The organism is Vibrio natriegens NBRC 15636 = ATCC 14048 = DSM 759, from assembly GCF_035621455.1.
GTDB lineage: Bacteria > Pseudomonadota > Gammaproteobacteria > Enterobacterales > Vibrionaceae > Vibrio > Vibrio natriegens.
In genome coordinates this window covers 306326-322231 of sequence record NZ_CP141822.1, presented here as the reverse complement: position 1 = coordinate 322231, position 15906 = coordinate 306326, and the positions used below count along the sequence as shown (strand labels likewise).

Below are 15906 nucleotides of genomic sequence, written 5' to 3'. Positions count from 1 at the left end.
GGGAAAAGTTCGCAAATTTAAGACAAATTTAAAGGACAGATAGCATGCTCAACAAACAGACACTAATCAGTATAGAAGATGCTCTACCAGGTCGAGAGCAGCCAATGCAAATTGAAGATACGCATTTTGTTAATCAATCCAGTTTAACGGCACCATTGCAGTCTAACCAACAGCAAATTCTATTAGGTATGGGTTGTTTTTGGGGAGCGGAGCGCCTGTTCTGGCAACTGGATGGCGTCATCTCAACATCAGTAGGTTACGCTGGTGGGTACACGAAAAACCCGACTTATGAAGAAGTATGTACAGGACAAACCGGCCATGCTGAAGTCGTTAGAGTGGTATTTGATGAGCAAGTTATCTCTCTGGAGCAACTTCTGGCTGCATTTTGGGAAAAGCACGATCCTACTCAAGGGATGCGTCAGGGGAACGACCTCGGCACGCAATATCGTTCCGCTATTTATACTTTTTCGCAAGAACAACAAGACATTGCAGAGCATTCAAAGCATCAGTACCAGCAAGCACTGCAAGAAGAACAAAGAGCTTCTATCACCACAGAAATCCAACCGGCAGGGACGTACTACTTTGCTGAAACATACCACCAGCAATATCTGGCGAAGAACCCTGAAGGCTACTGCGGCCTTGGTGGTACAGGTGTGTGCTTTCCACCAAGTTTACAAAGCTGATTGAGAAACAACTTAAAATCAACAGCTATTAACGAAAAAGAGCGACCTTAGTCGCTCTTATCATAACTTTGCTTTTAACCTGCTCATCGTAGTTTCAACGATGCGATCTCCTGGTTCACTTCTTTGAACACAGAGAGTCTTTTCTGATCTTTCACGTCTGGTAGAAGAACCTTGCCATTATCAAAATCAAAGTTCCCGACGCCTGCGATGAAAAACTGACCTTTAAATAGCGTCTTAACAAAACGAGCCACCTGGAGTGGTCGGTATACCGCGAATTCACGTAGCATAATTCACCTCAATTCCTTTGAGAAAGTACAGATTGTCTATCCTTAACAATCTTGTAGCGCAATTTGCGAACGACTTCATTCTAGCAAATCCTAAAAACAACGCAATATTACATCACCTCAAACGTTAAATAAATGTTAACAAGCTCGCTGTAATTTTACTTGTTCTACTTATATACTGGCGACATCCAGATGGTTCCTATAAACCAAGCTCGTCTGATTGTATCCATCATCCAGAGGTGACTTGGTTATAAAGCTCTCACATATATGGAATATAACAATATGAAAATTAAGACTCTCCTACCACTTCTGCTGGCTATGACGCCAAGCCTTTCATTCGCAAATAATTTAACCATCGGCGAAAATGTTCCAGACGTTCGAGTTGGTGCTTATGGTGAAATTGTCATGCAGGGCGAAGGCGTTGCGTATCAACCATGGGCTGCGCAAAACATGCTGGGCAAAGTACGCGTTATTCAGGCGATAGCCGGACGCAGCAGTGCGAAAGAGATGAACGCCCCGCTAATGTCTGCCATTACTGCCGCGAAGTTTCCTCAAGAAAGTTACCAAACCACAACCATCATCAATCAGGATGATGCGATTTGGGGTACTAGCTCCTTCGTCAAGTCTTCAGCACAAGACAGCAAGAAGGAATTTCCTTGGTCATCAATGGTATTGGATGAAAATGGCTTAGTCGCAAAAGCTTGGGGATTAGAGCAAGAGAGTTCAGCGATCATCGTTCAGGATAAGCAAGGAAAAGTGCTTTTCAGCAAAGAAGGACCTTTAGAACAAAACGAGATCACGCAAGTGATTGAGTTAATCAAACAAAACATCTAACCCATATCAATAGGCTCCTTGTTTCGGCAAGGACAAGGAGTCCGTTCCTCAGCATTGTCTGAATTTTCCCTTAACTGACAAAAGAGTGAACTTTTACCAAAAATGAGTGTTATATTATAACACTCAATTGGGTCTCAGGCGCTATGATGGTTCTCTCCAGGCAAACAACAATTCAACATTGCTATCGTACTGTTGTACTTTTCAGTACGGCTTTGCTGATCGTATGGAATTTTGCCAGCCTATTTCATCAAATGGATGTAACGCCTGAGCATCACACGCACCATCACTGTCAAATGTTTGCCGGGACTCACCATGGTCTGGCAAAAGCTCAACCCACCATACCAGCCCAGACTTACACTCGGCTCAAGTTTCATGATGTAGTTGAAAACTCACTCCACCTAGAAGAAATACGCAGTTCTGCCCGCGCACCGCCTAATTTTGCTCAAGTTTCATTAACCCAAACCATTTAGTGTTATTAACTCGCACATTCGCGATTTTTAATAATGTATTAAAAGACTTAGTATCAATTGGGATGCATAATCATTCAAATTGATAGACGCAAAATTAGGAAAATAAAATGCCATCTAAACACACTTTGGCTCTTGTTATCGGCTTGTCTCTGTCTACTACAGCAATGGCAGAAGAATATCGCCAACACGATGCGCACGAGCATGGCCATGTAGAGTTTAACATCGCACAAGACGGCAAAGATTTGTTAGTTGAAATCACCGCTCCGGGTGCCGATGTGGTTGGTTTCGAACACGCTCCAGAGAACGCAGAGCAAGAGCAGCAATTAAAACAAGCGGTCGCAAAGCTGGAAGACACCAGCAGCCTTTTTACTATCAATTCACAAGCGGAATGTGACATCGCAGATGTACATGTAGAGCATACCCTTGGTGGCGCGCATGACGAACATGAAGGTCATGACCATGATGAACATCATGATGAACATAAAGACCATGATCACAGTGACCATGACGAACATGAACACCACGATGATCATGCAGATCATGCGAACCACGATGACCATGATGATCACGAAGGTCACGACCATGATGCGCACAGCAGCCATGGTGAGTTCTCAGCACAGTACCGCTTCAACTGTGAAAAGGTCAGCGAGCTGAGCACAATCAAAACGGCTTGGTTCAATCAATTCCCAAATACAGAATCAGTCAGCGTTAACCTGTTCACGGATACCACGCAATCAGCGACCAGTTTGAACAAAGACAACGCCGAAATCGTAATCAAATAAACCACATAGCGTGTAAGTACCCACTTACACGCTATTACTTTGGTAACTTTCTATGACTGATTCAATATCAAGCGTTGTTGAACTCAATAACGCCCAGTTTATTTGGCCGAGTTCAGACATCGCTACCATCGATATACCTCACTTACGCATCACGCCCGGTGAACATGTATTCATCAAAGGACCGAGCGGGTGTGGTAAGTCGACGCTTCTCGCGCTGCTAACCGGCATTAATACATTGAGTGCGGGTTCTCTATCGGTACTCGACACCGACTTATCGACTCTGTCTGCCAGCCAAAGAGACAAATTTCGAGCAGACCATATTGGCTATATTTTCCAGCAATTCAATCTGTTGCCCTACCTAAACGTAATCGAAAATGTCTTGCTGCCATGCCAATTTAGCAAAGTCAGACGTAATCGTATTGCAGCGAATGCCAACAATCAGGCGTTAGCTGAACAGGCTTCGGCATTATTAGAAAGGCTGCATTTGCCACAAAGCCTGCATTCGCGTCCGGTATCCGAATTGAGTATCGGCCAGCAGCAGCGTGTTGCAGCAGCCAGAGCTCTGATGGGGCATCCCGCGTTAGTCATTGCTGACGAACCAACCTCCGCTTTGGATCATGACAATAGAATGGCTTTTATTGAGCTGCTCATGGAGCAAGCCAATCAAGTCAACGCGACCTTGGTATTTGTCAGCCATGATCCAACTCTGGAGCCTCTATTCAACCGGACCATTAACCTTCCTGATATTAACCAATGTAGTAGCGCTGGAGGTTTGTCATGACAGCGGTAGTGACACTCGCCTGGAAGAGCCTGATGAACCGTAAGGCGACGGCATTGCTCACCGTGATGACCGTTGCAATTTCTGTGGTTTTGCTACTTGGCGTTGAGCGAATTCGAACACAGGCCAAAGACAGTTTTGCCAATACGATTTCTGGTACCGACCTAATTATTGGTGGCCGTTCAGGTCAGGTAAACCTATTACTTTATTCAGTATTTCGAATTGGTAATGCCACCAACAATATCGACTGGAAGAGCTACCAAGAGTTCAGTCAGCACCGCTCCGTTGATTGGGCTATCCCAATTTCGCTGGGTGACTCCCACAAAGGCTTTCGTGTCATGGGCACCAACCACAGCTACTTCGAGCATTTCAAGTATGGAAGTAAGCAACCACTTACTTTCGAAAAAGGTCGAGAGTTCAATGGATTATTTGAAACCGTTATTGGGGCAGATGTTGCGAAAGCACTGGGTTACCAAATAGGTAGCGAGATCATCATAGCTCATGGCATCAGTGATGTGGGCTTTAGCCGCCATGACAATCTGCCTTTCAAAGTCGTGGGCATTTTAGCCCCAACGGGGACACCAGTAGATAAAACCGTTCACGTATCTTTAGAAGCGATCGAAGCCATTCACGTAGGTTGGGAAAGTGGTGCGAATCTAGGGGCAGCGCCAAAAGCCGAAGTTTTAAAAACCGTCGACTTTCAACCAAAGCAGATCACGGCGATGCTCGTCGGTTTAAAATCACGCATCCAAACGTTCGCCTTGCAACGACAAATCAATACCTACCCGCAAGAGCCGCTCAGTGCCATCATGCCGGGCGTTGCACTGCATGAATTGTGGGGAATGATGTCCGTCGCAGAGCAAGCGTTGATGGCTGTATCCGGTTTTGTCGTCGTAGCCGGGTTACTTGGCATGCTAAGCAGCCTACTGACAAGCTTGCAGGAGAGACGCCGGGAAATGGCTATTCTGCGTGCCATGGGCGCAAGACCACGCCATGTGTTTTCACTATTGATAAGCGAAGCCAGTTTACTGACCGCTGCGGGTATTATCTCTGGAGTTGCGGGGCTTTATTCCATTCTGGCTCTATTGCAACCGATCATGCAGCAACATTATGGTATACATCTGACACTAAGCTTTCTTTCTTCATATGAATGGATGCTACTCGGTTTTGTCCAGTGCGCTGGTATTATGATTGGTTTCATCCCAGCACTACGCGCTTATCGACAATCTCTGAGTGATGGAATGACAATAAGGATATAAACAAATGTGGAAAAAAATACTCGCTAGCTGCTTGCTGGTGATTTCTTTTACGGCCCCGGTAATGGCGAGTGAAGATCCATTGAAGATCGACTGGCTTGATCTGGTTCCAGAATCAGAACGGAAACTGTTTGATAGTGTCGGCATGCCTTCGGCGTCAGAGCATAGTGGTGGCGCAGCACAACAATCTAAGATTGGCAGTGTGAGAACGGAGCTGAATGGCAGTCTGGTAAAAATACCAGGATTTGTCATTCCGCTAGAAGGTGACGCCAACACAGTGACTGAGTTTCTGTTGGTACCCTACTTCGGGGCATGTATTCACGTTCCACCGCCACCACCAAATCAAATCATTTACGTGAAGTTCCCAGAGGGAGCGCCAGTTCAGGAGCTTTGGGATGTGGTTTACGTGGTCGGAACGCTTAAAACCGAAGTCATTAGCCATGAGCTAGCTCAAACAGCGTATTTGATCGAAGGGACAAAAATAGAAAGTTACGACGATATGTAATATCGCGTATTTTCAGGTAAACCCATGGCGTCGCTTAGGCGCCATTTTCATATGTGAAGAGGTACCAGTCTGGATAAATAAGTAGTCAGGCTCTGCGTTGGAAAAATCGCTTAGGTCAAAGTACAACTTGCGGTAACTGGTTATTCTAATGACAAAACATATAACGCAGCTATCAGTGATCTCCACCCGAATGAACAAGCAAATGCTTATTTAGATTGGTGTTACATAATATAGCGAGACAGGTACGCTAGAACGCCCACATAGAGAATCAAAAGAAACGCTATCGACAGGTGCTTTTTCAGTTTGCTTGCTTCCGAGAACTTCATTGCCCCTCCAAAATAACGATAACAATTTTAACAATTTGTTATCATCTTGGATAGCCTTAATTTGATCAAATTTTGATAGTCACTTTCTGGTCGTTAAGCGGATTAAGATGTAAATTGAGGCAAGCGTGACTCGTCGCTACCTGAGTAGGAACATAAATGGCAGAATCAGCAAAGCAACCTAGCGTAATGGTACAACAGCCCAACTCCCAACAACGTCCTAAAAACGACACAAAAAGCAGCTATATCAAAGACAGTGCCAGTCGAATTCAAAACATTGCACAAAGTTATGGGCTCGATGCCTTGCTTCAAGCCGATACTCCAAAGCAATCGACCTTTGAGAGAGCTCAGCTACGCGAGCAACGACGTCAGGAGCAACGGCAACAGAACCTTGAACAGGTATTAAAATTAGCCCACAGCGCCTGCCGAGACGAAACTGCGGGCGAGCCGGAACAGGATTGGTTGTATCGCTTTTTCGATATGGCTCAGGATATTCACAACAGTTCGATGCAAAAGCTATGGGCTCAGGTACTCAAGCGTGAAGTCACGAACCCCGGCTCAACATCGATGAAGGCGCTTAAAGCCCTCAAAGATATGTCACCTAAAGAAGCACAAACACTACAAAGAGCGGCCTCTTTGGCTTGCAGCTTTGGTGGTGATGGCAGCCGTAAGTTGTTGATTGGTTATAAAGCTCAGAACGGTATTTTCAGCTTTGGCAAGCGAGATACCACCAGCAATCTGAACATGGGGACGTTCCAGCTCCCCTACTCCAGTTTATTGATGTTAATTGAGTTGGGACTGCTGCACAGTGCCGAGCTCGAGTCTGGAGAAATCAGTGTTGAAACACCCTTAATTCTCACTTACCAAGGTAAAAACCTATCACTCCACGCCAACACCAAAGGAGTAAGATTGCTTTATTATCGATTTACCTTAACGGGCAACGAGCTGTGTAAGCTGCTTGGCAACAAGCCTAACACAGAGTACTACGACCAATTAATAGCACTTATAAATCATAAGTTTACTGTGAATATAGAATCACACAGTCGCGTAGACCACACCGTTTAGTTATACTTTAAGAGCTTTTGGTCACCTATGTTCCAAAAGCTCTTTAAACACTTTCACGACTTTTTAGTCACCCATGATCTAAATGCTTATTTAGCGGATCACACCACGCTGTTTTAAGTCATTGATACACAGTTCTACCAACTCATCGACACTCTTTTCTCCCGCTGGTAGATCTATTTCTGGGTTTTTAGGTGCTTGATATTCCGAATCAATACCCGTGAAGTTTGGGATTTCCCCAGCGCGAGCTTTACGGTACAACCCTTTAGGATCACGTCCTTCACACACCTCCAAAGAAGCATTGACAAACACTTCGATAAACTCACCTTCCGGTAATAGATCGCGTACCAGTTGGCGCTCAGCTCGATGAGGAGAAATAAAGGCAGACAGCACAATCAAACCTGCGTCGGCCATCAACTTAGCCAACTCCCCGATACGGCGAATATTCTCGCGACGATCCTGCTCAGAAAAGCCTAAATCACTGCACAACCCGTGACGAACATTATCACCATCAAGTAAATAGGTATGGTAACCAAGCTCAGCAAGACGATTTTCCAATGCGCCCGCTACGGTTGATTTACCCGCACCAGATAAGCCCGTAAACCAGAGTACTGCTGGTTTTTGTTGCTTTAAGTCAGCTCGAAACTTTTTATCAACCGAGTGCTGATGCCAAACAATGTTTTCATCTTTTACCGTGGTGTCGGCTGTCATAACGTATCCTTGTAAATATCGGAATTAAAACGGAAAGAAGACCGGAATCAGTGTCAGTACTAATACGGAATACACAATAGAAATCGGCACACCAATTCGCACATAATCGGTCAATTTGTAATTACCTACGCTGTAAACCAACAAGTTAGTTTGATAACCGTAGGGAGAAATAAAGCTCGCACTTGCGCCAAACAGTACCGCCATAATAAATGGCATTGGATCGACGCCATATCCTATCGCCATACTGTAGCCGATAGGAAAAGAGAGCGCTGCAGCTGCGTTATTGGTGACTAATTCAGTTAACACCAGCGTCATGATATACGTCGCCACCAGCGCGCCGAAAACGCCCCAGCCATTAAAGGCCTGGATAAACATCTCACCCATCCTGACGGATAACCCCGAGGAGATCATTAGTTGAGCTATGGAAAGCGCAGAGCCAACAATCACAGCAATGTCGATCGGAAAACGTCGGCGAAGTTCAGAAACTTGCACAATGCCAAATGCCAGCAGGGATAAAATGTAAACCGCCAGCCCTTTTATGATTGGCACCAGATCCAGTAACGCACAGCCAATGACTGCCGCGAAACCAAGCAATACAATAGAAGATTTGTTTGCGTCCAGACGTGCGCTCGAGTCCAAATCATGAACCAATACGAACTCTTTACGATGCGCACGACGCTCAGATTCAAATCGCTTACCCGGAACCAACACTAAGGTGTCACCCGGGGCGAGTTTAATACTGCCCAACCCGCCTTCTAGTCGCTCATGGCCACGGCGGATAGCGACAACAACCGCATCAAAACGGTCACGAAATCGGCTCTCTTTCAGCGTTTTATGACAAAAAGTAGCCGAAGAACTGACGACAACTTCTCGGAAGTTTTGTCCATTCAAGTGCTGATGACCAAACAGCGTCAGGCCAGGGATTTCCTGCAACGTCGCGACACTTTCGACATCGCCACAAAACAGTAAGCGGTCTTTTGCATTAAGCACAAACTCAGGCCCGACTGACGAGACAGTAACGCCATCGCGTATGACTTCTGCCAAAAACAGTTTACGTAACGCTCGTAAATTATTTTCGCTAACCGTGCGCCCAACCAATGGCGAGCCCAGCTCAACGCGTGATTCAAGGAAATAAGGCAGATCTTCCTGAGTTTGATCATCATAATTCGGCAGCAGGTAGCTCAGTGGAATCAAGATCAGTAAGCCACCAGCCAGAACTGCTAAACCAATCAGCGTCGGGGTAAAGAACCCTAAGCTAGGTAAGCCTGCATCTTCCACGAAGCTATTGATGATGAGATTGGTCGACGTACCGATCAAGGTCAATGTGCCGCCCAAAATAGCCGCGTATGAAAGTGGGATTAATAGCTTTGACGGCGCATGCTGCTGGTTTCGTTTGATAGCGCCAATCAGAGATACGACAACAGCCGTATTATTGGTAAACGATGATAGCAACGCCGTAGAGAGTCCCAACTTAGCGATAACACTACCTAATTGTCCTTCTGAGATACTGCGACTGACCCAGCTGATAAGAAGCGTTTTTTCTAAGGCACACGACGCAAGTATTAGTAACACTAAGGTTAGTAATGACGAGTTGGTAAAGTTAGAGGCAATGGATGTCAAATCCATCATACCAGCTAGAAACGAAATAAAGGCTGCACCAGCAAAAACATAACTAGGCTTAATTTTCGTGACAAGCAAACAAGTGATAATGCCAAGCAAAATCGCTAATACAAATCCTTGTTCCCACATAGCCTTTCCTTACCAAATAGCCCGAACAGGGCGAAAACAGCGACTGCACATCAAATGTTGCAGAGCGAGAAAATAAGTAACCAGAGCAAAGCAAGCGAAAAAGAAAGCCAGAATGACTCACACTTCATCGTGCATTCTGGTTTCTGGGGGAAAGAGCCTGACTGCATTTCGCAACTCAGTCGGGCTAAAAACCTGAGCAGAAAAGAGGCAACATTGGCTCCTTCACTGCTCAGGAACAGCAATTACTTTTTAAGTAATTGGCTTAGGTCTTTAGCTTCCCAATGCGGGAAGTGTTTGCGAACCAGTGCATTAAGCTCCAGTTCAAATGCAGAGATGTCAGTCAGATCACGCTCTACCAATGCCAGGCTTTCTTTCACCATACCGGCACCAACAGTAACGTTAGTCAGACGGTCGATAATGATGAAACCACCCGTGTCTGCACAATCTTGGTAATTATCAAGTGCAACAGACTCGTTCAATGACCACTCACACAAACCAATACCATTCAGTGGCAACTCAGCCGCACTATGGCTAGAAAGGTTGTTGATGTCGTATTGATGGCGAATAGTCTCAACGTGACCAACAGTTTTCTTGCCCGCGATCTTAATATCGTAATCACGACCTGGTTGAAGTGGCTGTTCAGTCATCCACACAACGTCTGCAAGAAGATGGTTTGTGGTTTCTACCTGAGCATTTTCTAAAACAATCAAATCACCACGGCTAATATCGATTTCGTCGTTCAAAGTCAGCGTTACTGCAAGACCTGCGCGTGCTTCTTCGATATCGCCATCGAAAGTTACGATTCGTGCAACTGTCGACGTTTTGCCTGATGGAAGCGCTTTGATCTTGTCTCCCACTTTCACTGAACCTGAAGAAATCGTGCCAGCGAAACCACGGAAATCTAGGTTAGGACGGTTAACGTACTGAACCGGGAAACGGAATTCACCGCTGCCTTTCTCGTGGTCAATATCAACGTTTTCCAGTAGCTCAAGCAGTGACGGACCTTCAAACCAATCCAGGTTTTCACCTTTGTCGACCACGTTATCGCCTTCAAGTGCTGAAATCGGAATAATTTGAATATCAATATCACCGGTCAGCTTTTCAGAGAACTCAAGGTACTCATCACGAATCTCTTCAAAACGTGCTTGCGAGTAGTCAACCAAGTCCATTTTGTTGATTGCAACAACGAAATGCTTCAAGCCCAATAGGTTTGAAATGAATGAGTGACGACGAGTCTGATCAAGAATGCCTTTACGTGCATCAACCAGAATCACGGCTAAATCACACGTCGAAGCGCCTGTTGCCATGTTTCGAGTGTATTGCTCATGCCCTGGAGTATCAGCAATGATGAACTTACGCTTCTGTGTAGAGAAGTAACGGTAAGCTACATCGATAGTGATACCCTGCTCGCGCTCTGCCTGCAGACCATCAACAAGTAGGGCTAAATCAGGCTTCTCACCTGTTGTACCTACGCGTTGGCTGTCTGAGTGCACTGCCGCTAGTTGATCTTCATAAATTTGTTTTGAGTCATGGAGTAAGCGACCAATAAGGGTACTCTTACCGTCATCAACAGAACCACAAGTCAGAAATCGAAGTAAAGACTTGTACTGGTGTTGTGTTAAATAGCCTTCGATACCAAGCTCGGCTAATTGAGCTTCAACTGCACTGTTCATTATCTTTCCTTAGATCCTTTAGAAGTAACCTTGACGTTTTTTAAGTTCCATCGATCCTGATTGATCATGGTCGATCGCTCGCCCTTGACGCTCACTCGATGTCGCCACCAGCATCTCTTCAATGATGCCCGTCAGCGTATTGGCTTCGGATTCGATCGCGCCGGTTAACGGGTAGCAACCTAAAGTACGGAAACGAACACTCTTCTCTTCTACTACTTCACCTGGCTGAATTTCCATGCGGTCATCATCAACCATGATCAACATGCCATCGCGCTCGACAACCGGACGCTTGTCAGCAAGGTAAAGCGGTACGATCTCAATATTTTCTAGATAGATGTATTGCCAAATATCCAGTTCTGTCCAGTTTGATAGAGGGAACACACGAATGCTCTCGCCTTTGTTCACCTGACCGTTGTAGGTTTTCCAAAGCTCTGGACGTTGGTTTTTTGGATCCCACGTATGGTTCTTATCGCGGAATGAATACACACGCTCTTTCGCACGTGATTTTTCTTCATCACGACGCGCACCACCGAAAGCCGCATCAAAACCGTATTTGTTTAGTGCTTGCTTAAGACCTTGAGTCTTCATGATGTCAGTGTGCTTTGAAGAACCGTGAACAAATGGGCTACAACCCATCGCAAGACCTTCTGGGTTCTTGTGAACCAAAAGCTCAAAACCGTATTTTTCTGCAGTACGGTCACGGAACTCAATCATCTCGCGGAATTTCCAGTCCGTATCGACATGCAAAAGTGGGAACGGGATTTTGCCCGGGTAAAACGCTTTACGCGCTAGGTGCAACATCACTGATGAGTCTTTACCAATCGAATACATCATGACTGGGTTACCAAACTCAGCCGCAACTTCACGGATAATATGAATACTCTCCGCTTCGAGTTGTTTAAGGTGAGTTAAACGTTGTTGGTCCATGTTTTGTATTTCCTTTTAAGCTTGAAGGCGCATTACGTCTCTAATCTTTGGACTGAAATTATATGGAGTTGGCAATAGCACTTTTGTTGATTTCAGTACTAGACAAAAACCAGTCTAACTTTTGAGACAATCGCACCACTTCACCTACCACGATTAAAGAAGGAGATTGAGCGTCCTTCGATAAATCAGATAGTTGGGACAATTCTCCCGTAAATACTTTCTGTTCTATTTGCGTACCACGTTCGATAATAGCTATCGGTGTTGAGGCTGAGCGACCATGTTTAATAAGCTGACTCTGAATATAGTGTGATTTCATCAGCCCCATGTAGATCACTAAAGTCTGATTGCCGCGAGCCAGTGTCGACCAATCCATCTCATCACTTTCTTCTTTCAAGTGGCCAGTGACAAAAATGGCTGATTGAGCGTAATCACGGTGAGTCAGAGGAATCCCAGCATAAGCTGTTGCTCCAGCCGCCGCGGTAATGCCAGGCACAACCTGAAAGCGCACACCTGCATCAGCCAGAACTTCGAGCTCTTCACCACCACGACCAAACACAAATGGATCGCCACCTTTTACTCGTACAACTCGGTATCCTTGTTGAGCGAAATCTACCAGCAGTTGATTGGTTTTCTCTTGCGGTACGCTATGGTGTCCAGCGCGCTTGCCAACACAAACCAAGATAGTATCGCTTGGGATCAACGCCATGATCTCTTCAGAAACAAGGTAGTCATACAAAACTACATCGGCTTGCTGTAAGCAGTTCAGTGCTTTGACAGTCAAAAGTTCAGGGTCACCCGGACCCGCACCAACGAGTGCAACTTCACCAGGCTGCAGTGAGCGCTTTGCAAATCGCGTTGTCACTGCCGTTGGGTTATCAGAAACCAAACGAGGCTTTGATGTGGGAAAAGTGGTGACTGTATCTTTCGCTGCCATGTGTTTGCTCATCGTCCATAGATTTTGGTATGCGTGCATTATGGCGGGGCGTTTATATTACCTGAAATTCTAAAATTTCATTTTTTATTCAAAAATCTGCTAAGAAGTTTTTGTTTGGTCTCATTCAAAAGCGTGAAAAAGCGGGCGTTTTATATGAAAAGGGTTCAGTAAAATGCGTTTGTTCACAATTTTCTGCACTTAAATCATCATGTTGCAAAGAATTTCGTTACATTTATCTTTTACCCCTTGAATTGGAGCACCTAATGAAATTGGCTGTTAATCCTATTTCCGTCGCGGTTTTGAGCGGAATGTTAACGCTTGCCGGACCAGCAATGGCTGACACGATCAAGCTACGCATCATCGAAACGACTGACATTCACACCAACGTAATGGACTACGACTACTACAAAGACCAGCCGTCTCAGCAAATTGGTCTAAGCCGAGCCGCTACTCTGGTTAAACAAGCTCAATCAGAATCCGTAAACAACGTGTTAGTGGATAATGGTGACCTCATTCAGGGCAGCCCTATGGGTGACTATATGGCGGCAAAAGGGATTGAAGATGGCGAAATTCACCCCGTCTACAAAGCCATGAACCAACTTCATTATGAGGTCGGCAATATCGGTAACCATGAATTCAACTACGGTTTGGACTTTTTGCAAAAAGCGCTCGCAGGTGCCAACTTCCCCTACATCAACGCCAACGTCTTTGATAAAGAAACCGGTGAGCACTTGTTCAAACCTTATCTAATCAAAACCTACACCATGAAAGACACAGATGGTGAAACGCACCAAATCAAGGTCGGGTACATCGGTTTTGTGCCGCCGCAGATCATGGTCTGGGATAAAAAGAACCTGGAAGGAAAAGTCTTCGCCAAAGACATTAAAGAAACCGCGCAGAAGCTTGTCCCTCAAATGAAAGCGGAAGGCGCAGACGTGATTGTGGCCATCCCCCACTCTGGCGTTTCGACAGATCCATATAAGCTAGGGGCAGAAAACTCGGTTTACTACTTAACCCAGGTTGAAGGGATTGATGCGATTGCTTTTGGTCACTCTCATGCAGTCTTCCCAGGAAAAGGGTTTGAAAACCTGCAAGGTGTAGACAATAAGAGTGGCACTATTAATGGTGTAACTGCGGTGATGCCAGGCCGCTGGGGAAGTCATGTCGGCGTCATGGACTTGGTCCTAAAACAAAAAGATGACAAATGGCACGTGGTTGACGGGCAATCTGAAGCACGTCCAATCTTTGATAAGGCCAACAAGGCATCTTTGGCAGAAGCTGACCCGGACATCGTAAAGGCATTAGAAGATGACCATAAAGGAACTCGCGAATTCGTTAATCAACCGATTGGTAAGGCTAATGACGTGATGTACAGCTTCCTGTCTTTGGTTCAGGACGACCCGACGATCCAAATCGTGAATTTAGCGCAAAAAGATTATGTTGAACGATTTATTCAGGGCGACCCGGATTTAGAAGGCATTCCTGTACTCAGTGCAGCTGCGCCATTTAAAGCCGGCGGCCGTAAAAACGATCCCAATAACTTTACGGAAGTGGAATCAGGTCAGCTGACTTTCCGTAACGCTGCCGATCTGTATTTATACCCAAATACGCTGGTCGCGCTAAAAGTGAAAGGCGAACAAGTTCAGGAATGGTTAGAGTGCAGCGCTGGTCAGTTTAATCAGATTGATGTTGCTAACACCCAACCTCAGTCTCTGATTGACTGGGATAATTTCCGTACCTACAACTTCGACGTGATTGACGGGGTTAATTATCAAATCGATGTAACCAAAGCACCTAAGTATGATGCAGGCTGTAAAGAGATAAACCCAGATTCACAGCGTATTGTGAATCTGACTTTCAACGGCAAACCACTCGATCCTAAACAAGACTTCCTTATCGCCACCAACAACTACCGAGCATACAGCAACACCTTCCCAGGTACAGGGCCAGACTTTATCGCGTTTGACTCACCAGATGAAAACCGTTCGGTCGTGGCGGCTTATATTTCACGAGTCAGTGAAGAACACGGCGAAGTCACACCAAGTGCAGACAACAACTGGTCATTCGCGCCAATTAAATCGGACAAACCACTGGATATTCGCTTTGAGACTTCACCAAGTGATAAAGCAGCGAAGTTCATCAAAGACAAAGCGCAATACCCGATGAAGCAAGTGGCGACCGATGAAATCGGCTTTGCAATCTATCAAATTAATCTGAACCAGTAATCAAGGTTCTATAGCTATTAGCGGCTCTTCAGGGCCGCTTTTTTTATTAAGCGACTTTCTGTTGTTGAGCAAGAAACGTTAGAATGTATCAACGACTTTTAGACTTTTCTCCCCTTGATGCCAAACGACGTATTTTCTGACCTGACTAAAAATGGCTTTTCCGAACAAGAAGCCGCACAACTGATAGAGCATGGGCAAGAACTCGAATTGCCGACCAGACATATTCTCTGCAATCAGGGAGAATTTGGCTCGCATATCTATTTCATTCTCGAGGGACTATGCCATGCTAGCTACCTCACTGAACAAGGTAAGGAATTCAGTAAAGAATTCTATTGGGAAAAAGACTGGGTAATTGGTTTCGAAAGCGTCATCAACAACCAGCCTTCTCTCTATTTATTGGAAACACTCACTGCCTGTCGTTTATTTTGCTTACCTATCGAGACACTTCACCGTTGGCGTTCAGACAAGCATTCTATTTATCTCAAACTGCTGGAAACACAGTTGCTAAATAAAGAGCACAAAGAACGCTTTATGCTGCTTTACTCGCCGGAAGAACGTTATCAGTTGTTCTGCCAGCACTACCCCGATTTAGAACAACGAATTACCGATAGCCAAATTGCCGCCTATCTAGGGATTACAGCCATCAGTTTGAGCAGAATTAAAACGCGGTTAGCAAAAGACAACCAGTAAGCCAAAAACAAAAAAGGCTC

Annotated in this window: 16 protein-coding genes; 10 read left to right on the top strand and 6 right to left on the bottom strand. The window is 45.4% G+C overall.

What is annotated here, in order from left to right:
* Nucleotides 1-44 precede the first annotated feature (44 nt).
* A complete protein-coding gene (gene msrA, locus VER99_RS01560) occupies nt 45-683 on the top strand; it encodes a peptide-methionine (S)-S-oxide reductase MsrA (RefSeq protein WP_020335821.1) in 639 nt (212 codons plus the stop codon).
* Between the two features lie 83 nt (nt 684-766).
* Here msrA and VER99_RS01555 read toward each other — a convergent pair whose 3' ends face one another.
* Nucleotides 767-970, bottom strand: a complete 204-nt coding sequence (locus VER99_RS01555; RefSeq protein WP_014230692.1) for a DUF1107 domain-containing protein — start codon at nt 968-970, stop codon at nt 767-769.
* Between the two features lie 279 nt (nt 971-1249).
* Between VER99_RS01555 and VER99_RS01550 the strand changes: the two genes are divergently transcribed.
* From VER99_RS01550 to VER99_RS01520, 7 genes are all read left to right on the top strand, one after another.
* On the top strand, nt 1250-1801 hold the full coding sequence (locus VER99_RS01550; RefSeq protein ID WP_014230691.1) for a YtfJ family protein: 552 nt from the start codon (nt 1250-1252) through the stop codon (nt 1799-1801).
* Nucleotides 1802-1944: 143 nt separating this feature from the next.
* Nucleotides 1945-2271 (top strand): DUF2607 family protein, encoded by a 327-nt coding sequence (locus VER99_RS01545; RefSeq protein WP_373423022.1) that lies wholly within the window; start codon nt 1945-1947, stop codon nt 2269-2271.
* A gap of 107 nt (nt 2272-2378) precedes the next feature.
* Nucleotides 2379-3053, top strand: coding sequence for a zinc uptake protein ZrgA (zrgA, locus tag VER99_RS01540; RefSeq protein WP_020335819.1), 675 nt, complete (start codon nt 2379-2381; stop codon nt 3051-3053).
* A 52-nt stretch (nt 3054-3105) separates the two neighbouring features.
* Nucleotides 3106-3834: an ABC transporter ATP-binding protein gene (locus tag VER99_RS01535; protein ID WP_020335818.1), complete on the top strand. Its 729-nt coding sequence runs from the start codon at nt 3106-3108 to the stop codon at nt 3832-3834.
* Complete coding sequence (locus tag VER99_RS01530) at nt 3831-5090, top strand: ABC transporter permease (RefSeq protein ID WP_020335817.1); 1260 nt, start codon at nt 3831-3833, stop codon at nt 5088-5090. The genes VER99_RS01535 and VER99_RS01530 overlap by 4 nt, the downstream gene beginning before the upstream one ends.
* A gap of 4 nt (nt 5091-5094) precedes the next feature.
* Nucleotides 5095-5592, top strand: a complete 498-nt coding sequence (locus tag VER99_RS01525) for a DUF3299 domain-containing protein (protein ID WP_020335816.1) — start codon at nt 5095-5097, stop codon at nt 5590-5592.
* 482 nt (nt 5593-6074) lie between these two features.
* Entirely contained in the window at nt 6075-6980 is a 906-nt protein-coding gene (locus VER99_RS01520; protein WP_020335814.1) for a TIGR03899 family protein, read from the top strand.
* Between the two features lie 90 nt (nt 6981-7070).
* Here VER99_RS01520 and cysC read toward each other — a convergent pair whose 3' ends face one another.
* From cysC to cobA, 5 genes are all read right to left on the bottom strand, one after another.
* On the bottom strand, nt 7071-7688 hold the full coding sequence (gene cysC, locus VER99_RS01515; protein ID WP_020335813.1) for an adenylyl-sulfate kinase: 618 nt from the start codon (nt 7686-7688) through the stop codon (nt 7071-7073).
* A gap of 24 nt (nt 7689-7712) precedes the next feature.
* Nucleotides 7713-9437 (bottom strand): SLC13 family permease, encoded by a 1725-nt coding sequence (locus VER99_RS01510; RefSeq protein WP_020335812.1) that lies wholly within the window; start codon nt 9435-9437, stop codon nt 7713-7715.
* Nucleotides 9438-9679: 242 nt separating this feature from the next.
* Nucleotides 9680-11110, bottom strand: coding sequence for a sulfate adenylyltransferase subunit CysN (gene cysN / locus VER99_RS01505; protein WP_014230682.1), 1431 nt, complete (start codon nt 11108-11110; stop codon nt 9680-9682).
* Nucleotides 11111-11128: 18 nt separating this feature from the next.
* Entirely contained in the window at nt 11129-12037 is a 909-nt protein-coding gene (gene cysD, locus VER99_RS01500; protein WP_014230681.1) for a sulfate adenylyltransferase subunit CysD, read from the bottom strand.
* 58 nt (nt 12038-12095) lie between these two features.
* A complete protein-coding gene (gene cobA / locus VER99_RS01495) occupies nt 12096-12971 on the bottom strand; it encodes a uroporphyrinogen-III C-methyltransferase (protein ID WP_020335811.1) in 876 nt (291 codons plus the stop codon).
* A 263-nt stretch (nt 12972-13234) separates the two neighbouring features.
* Between cobA and VER99_RS01490 the strand changes: the two genes are divergently transcribed.
* Nucleotides 13235-15196 (top strand): bifunctional 2',3'-cyclic-nucleotide 2'-phosphodiesterase/3'-nucleotidase, encoded by a 1962-nt coding sequence (locus tag VER99_RS01490; RefSeq protein ID WP_020335810.1) that lies wholly within the window; start codon nt 13235-13237, stop codon nt 15194-15196.
* Nucleotides 15197-15313: 117 nt separating this feature from the next.
* On the top strand, nt 15314-15886 hold the full coding sequence (locus VER99_RS01485) for a Crp/Fnr family transcriptional regulator (protein ID WP_020335809.1): 573 nt from the start codon (nt 15314-15316) through the stop codon (nt 15884-15886).
* The last annotated feature ends 20 nt before the right edge of the window (nt 15887-15906 follow it).

What these genes read in the sequence shown, in the direction of transcription:
- zrgA (WP_020335819.1), top strand. Translation starts at nt 2,379, where the DNA reads ATGCCATCTAAACACACTTTGGCTCTTGTTATCGGCTTGTCTCTGTCT.
- VER99_RS01550 (WP_014230691.1), top strand. Translation starts at nt 1,250, where the DNA reads ATGAAAATTAAGACTCTCCTACCACTTCTGCTGGCTATGACGCCAAGC.
- VER99_RS01490 (WP_020335810.1), top strand. Translation starts at nt 13,235, where the DNA reads ATGAAATTGGCTGTTAATCCTATTTCCGTCGCGGTTTTGAGCGGAATG.
- VER99_RS01535 (WP_020335818.1), top strand. Translation starts at nt 3,106, where the DNA reads ATGACTGATTCAATATCAAGCGTTGTTGAACTCAATAACGCCCAGTTT.
- cysC (WP_020335813.1), bottom strand. Translation starts at nt 7,688, where the DNA reads ATGACAGCCGACACCACGGTAAAAGATGAAAACATTGTTTGGCATCAG.
- msrA (WP_020335821.1), top strand. Translation starts at nt 45, where the DNA reads ATGCTCAACAAACAGACACTAATCAGTATAGAAGATGCTCTACCAGGT.
- VER99_RS01510 (WP_020335812.1), bottom strand. Translation starts at nt 9,437, where the DNA reads ATGTGGGAACAAGGATTTGTATTAGCGATTTTGCTTGGCATTATCACT.
- VER99_RS01485 (WP_020335809.1), top strand. Translation starts at nt 15,314, where the DNA reads ATGCCAAACGACGTATTTTCTGACCTGACTAAAAATGGCTTTTCCGAA.
- cysN (WP_014230682.1), bottom strand. Translation starts at nt 11,110, where the DNA reads ATGAACAGTGCAGTTGAAGCTCAATTAGCCGAGCTTGGTATCGAAGGC.
- VER99_RS01530 (WP_020335817.1), top strand. Translation starts at nt 3,831, where the DNA reads ATGACAGCGGTAGTGACACTCGCCTGGAAGAGCCTGATGAACCGTAAG.
- cysD (WP_014230681.1), bottom strand. Translation starts at nt 12,037, where the DNA reads ATGGACCAACAACGTTTAACTCACCTTAAACAACTCGAAGCGGAGAGT.
- VER99_RS01520 (WP_020335814.1), top strand. Translation starts at nt 6,075, where the DNA reads ATGGCAGAATCAGCAAAGCAACCTAGCGTAATGGTACAACAGCCCAAC.
- cobA (WP_020335811.1), bottom strand. Translation starts at nt 12,971, where the DNA reads ATGGCAGCGAAAGATACAGTCACCACTTTTCCCACATCAAAGCCTCGT.
- VER99_RS01555 (WP_014230692.1), bottom strand. Translation starts at nt 970, where the DNA reads ATGCTACGTGAATTCGCGGTATACCGACCACTCCAGGTGGCTCGTTTT.
- VER99_RS01545 (WP_373423022.1), top strand. Translation starts at nt 1,945, where the DNA reads ATGATGGTTCTCTCCAGGCAAACAACAATTCAACATTGCTATCGTACT.
- VER99_RS01525 (WP_020335816.1), top strand. Translation starts at nt 5,095, where the DNA reads ATGTGGAAAAAAATACTCGCTAGCTGCTTGCTGGTGATTTCTTTTACG.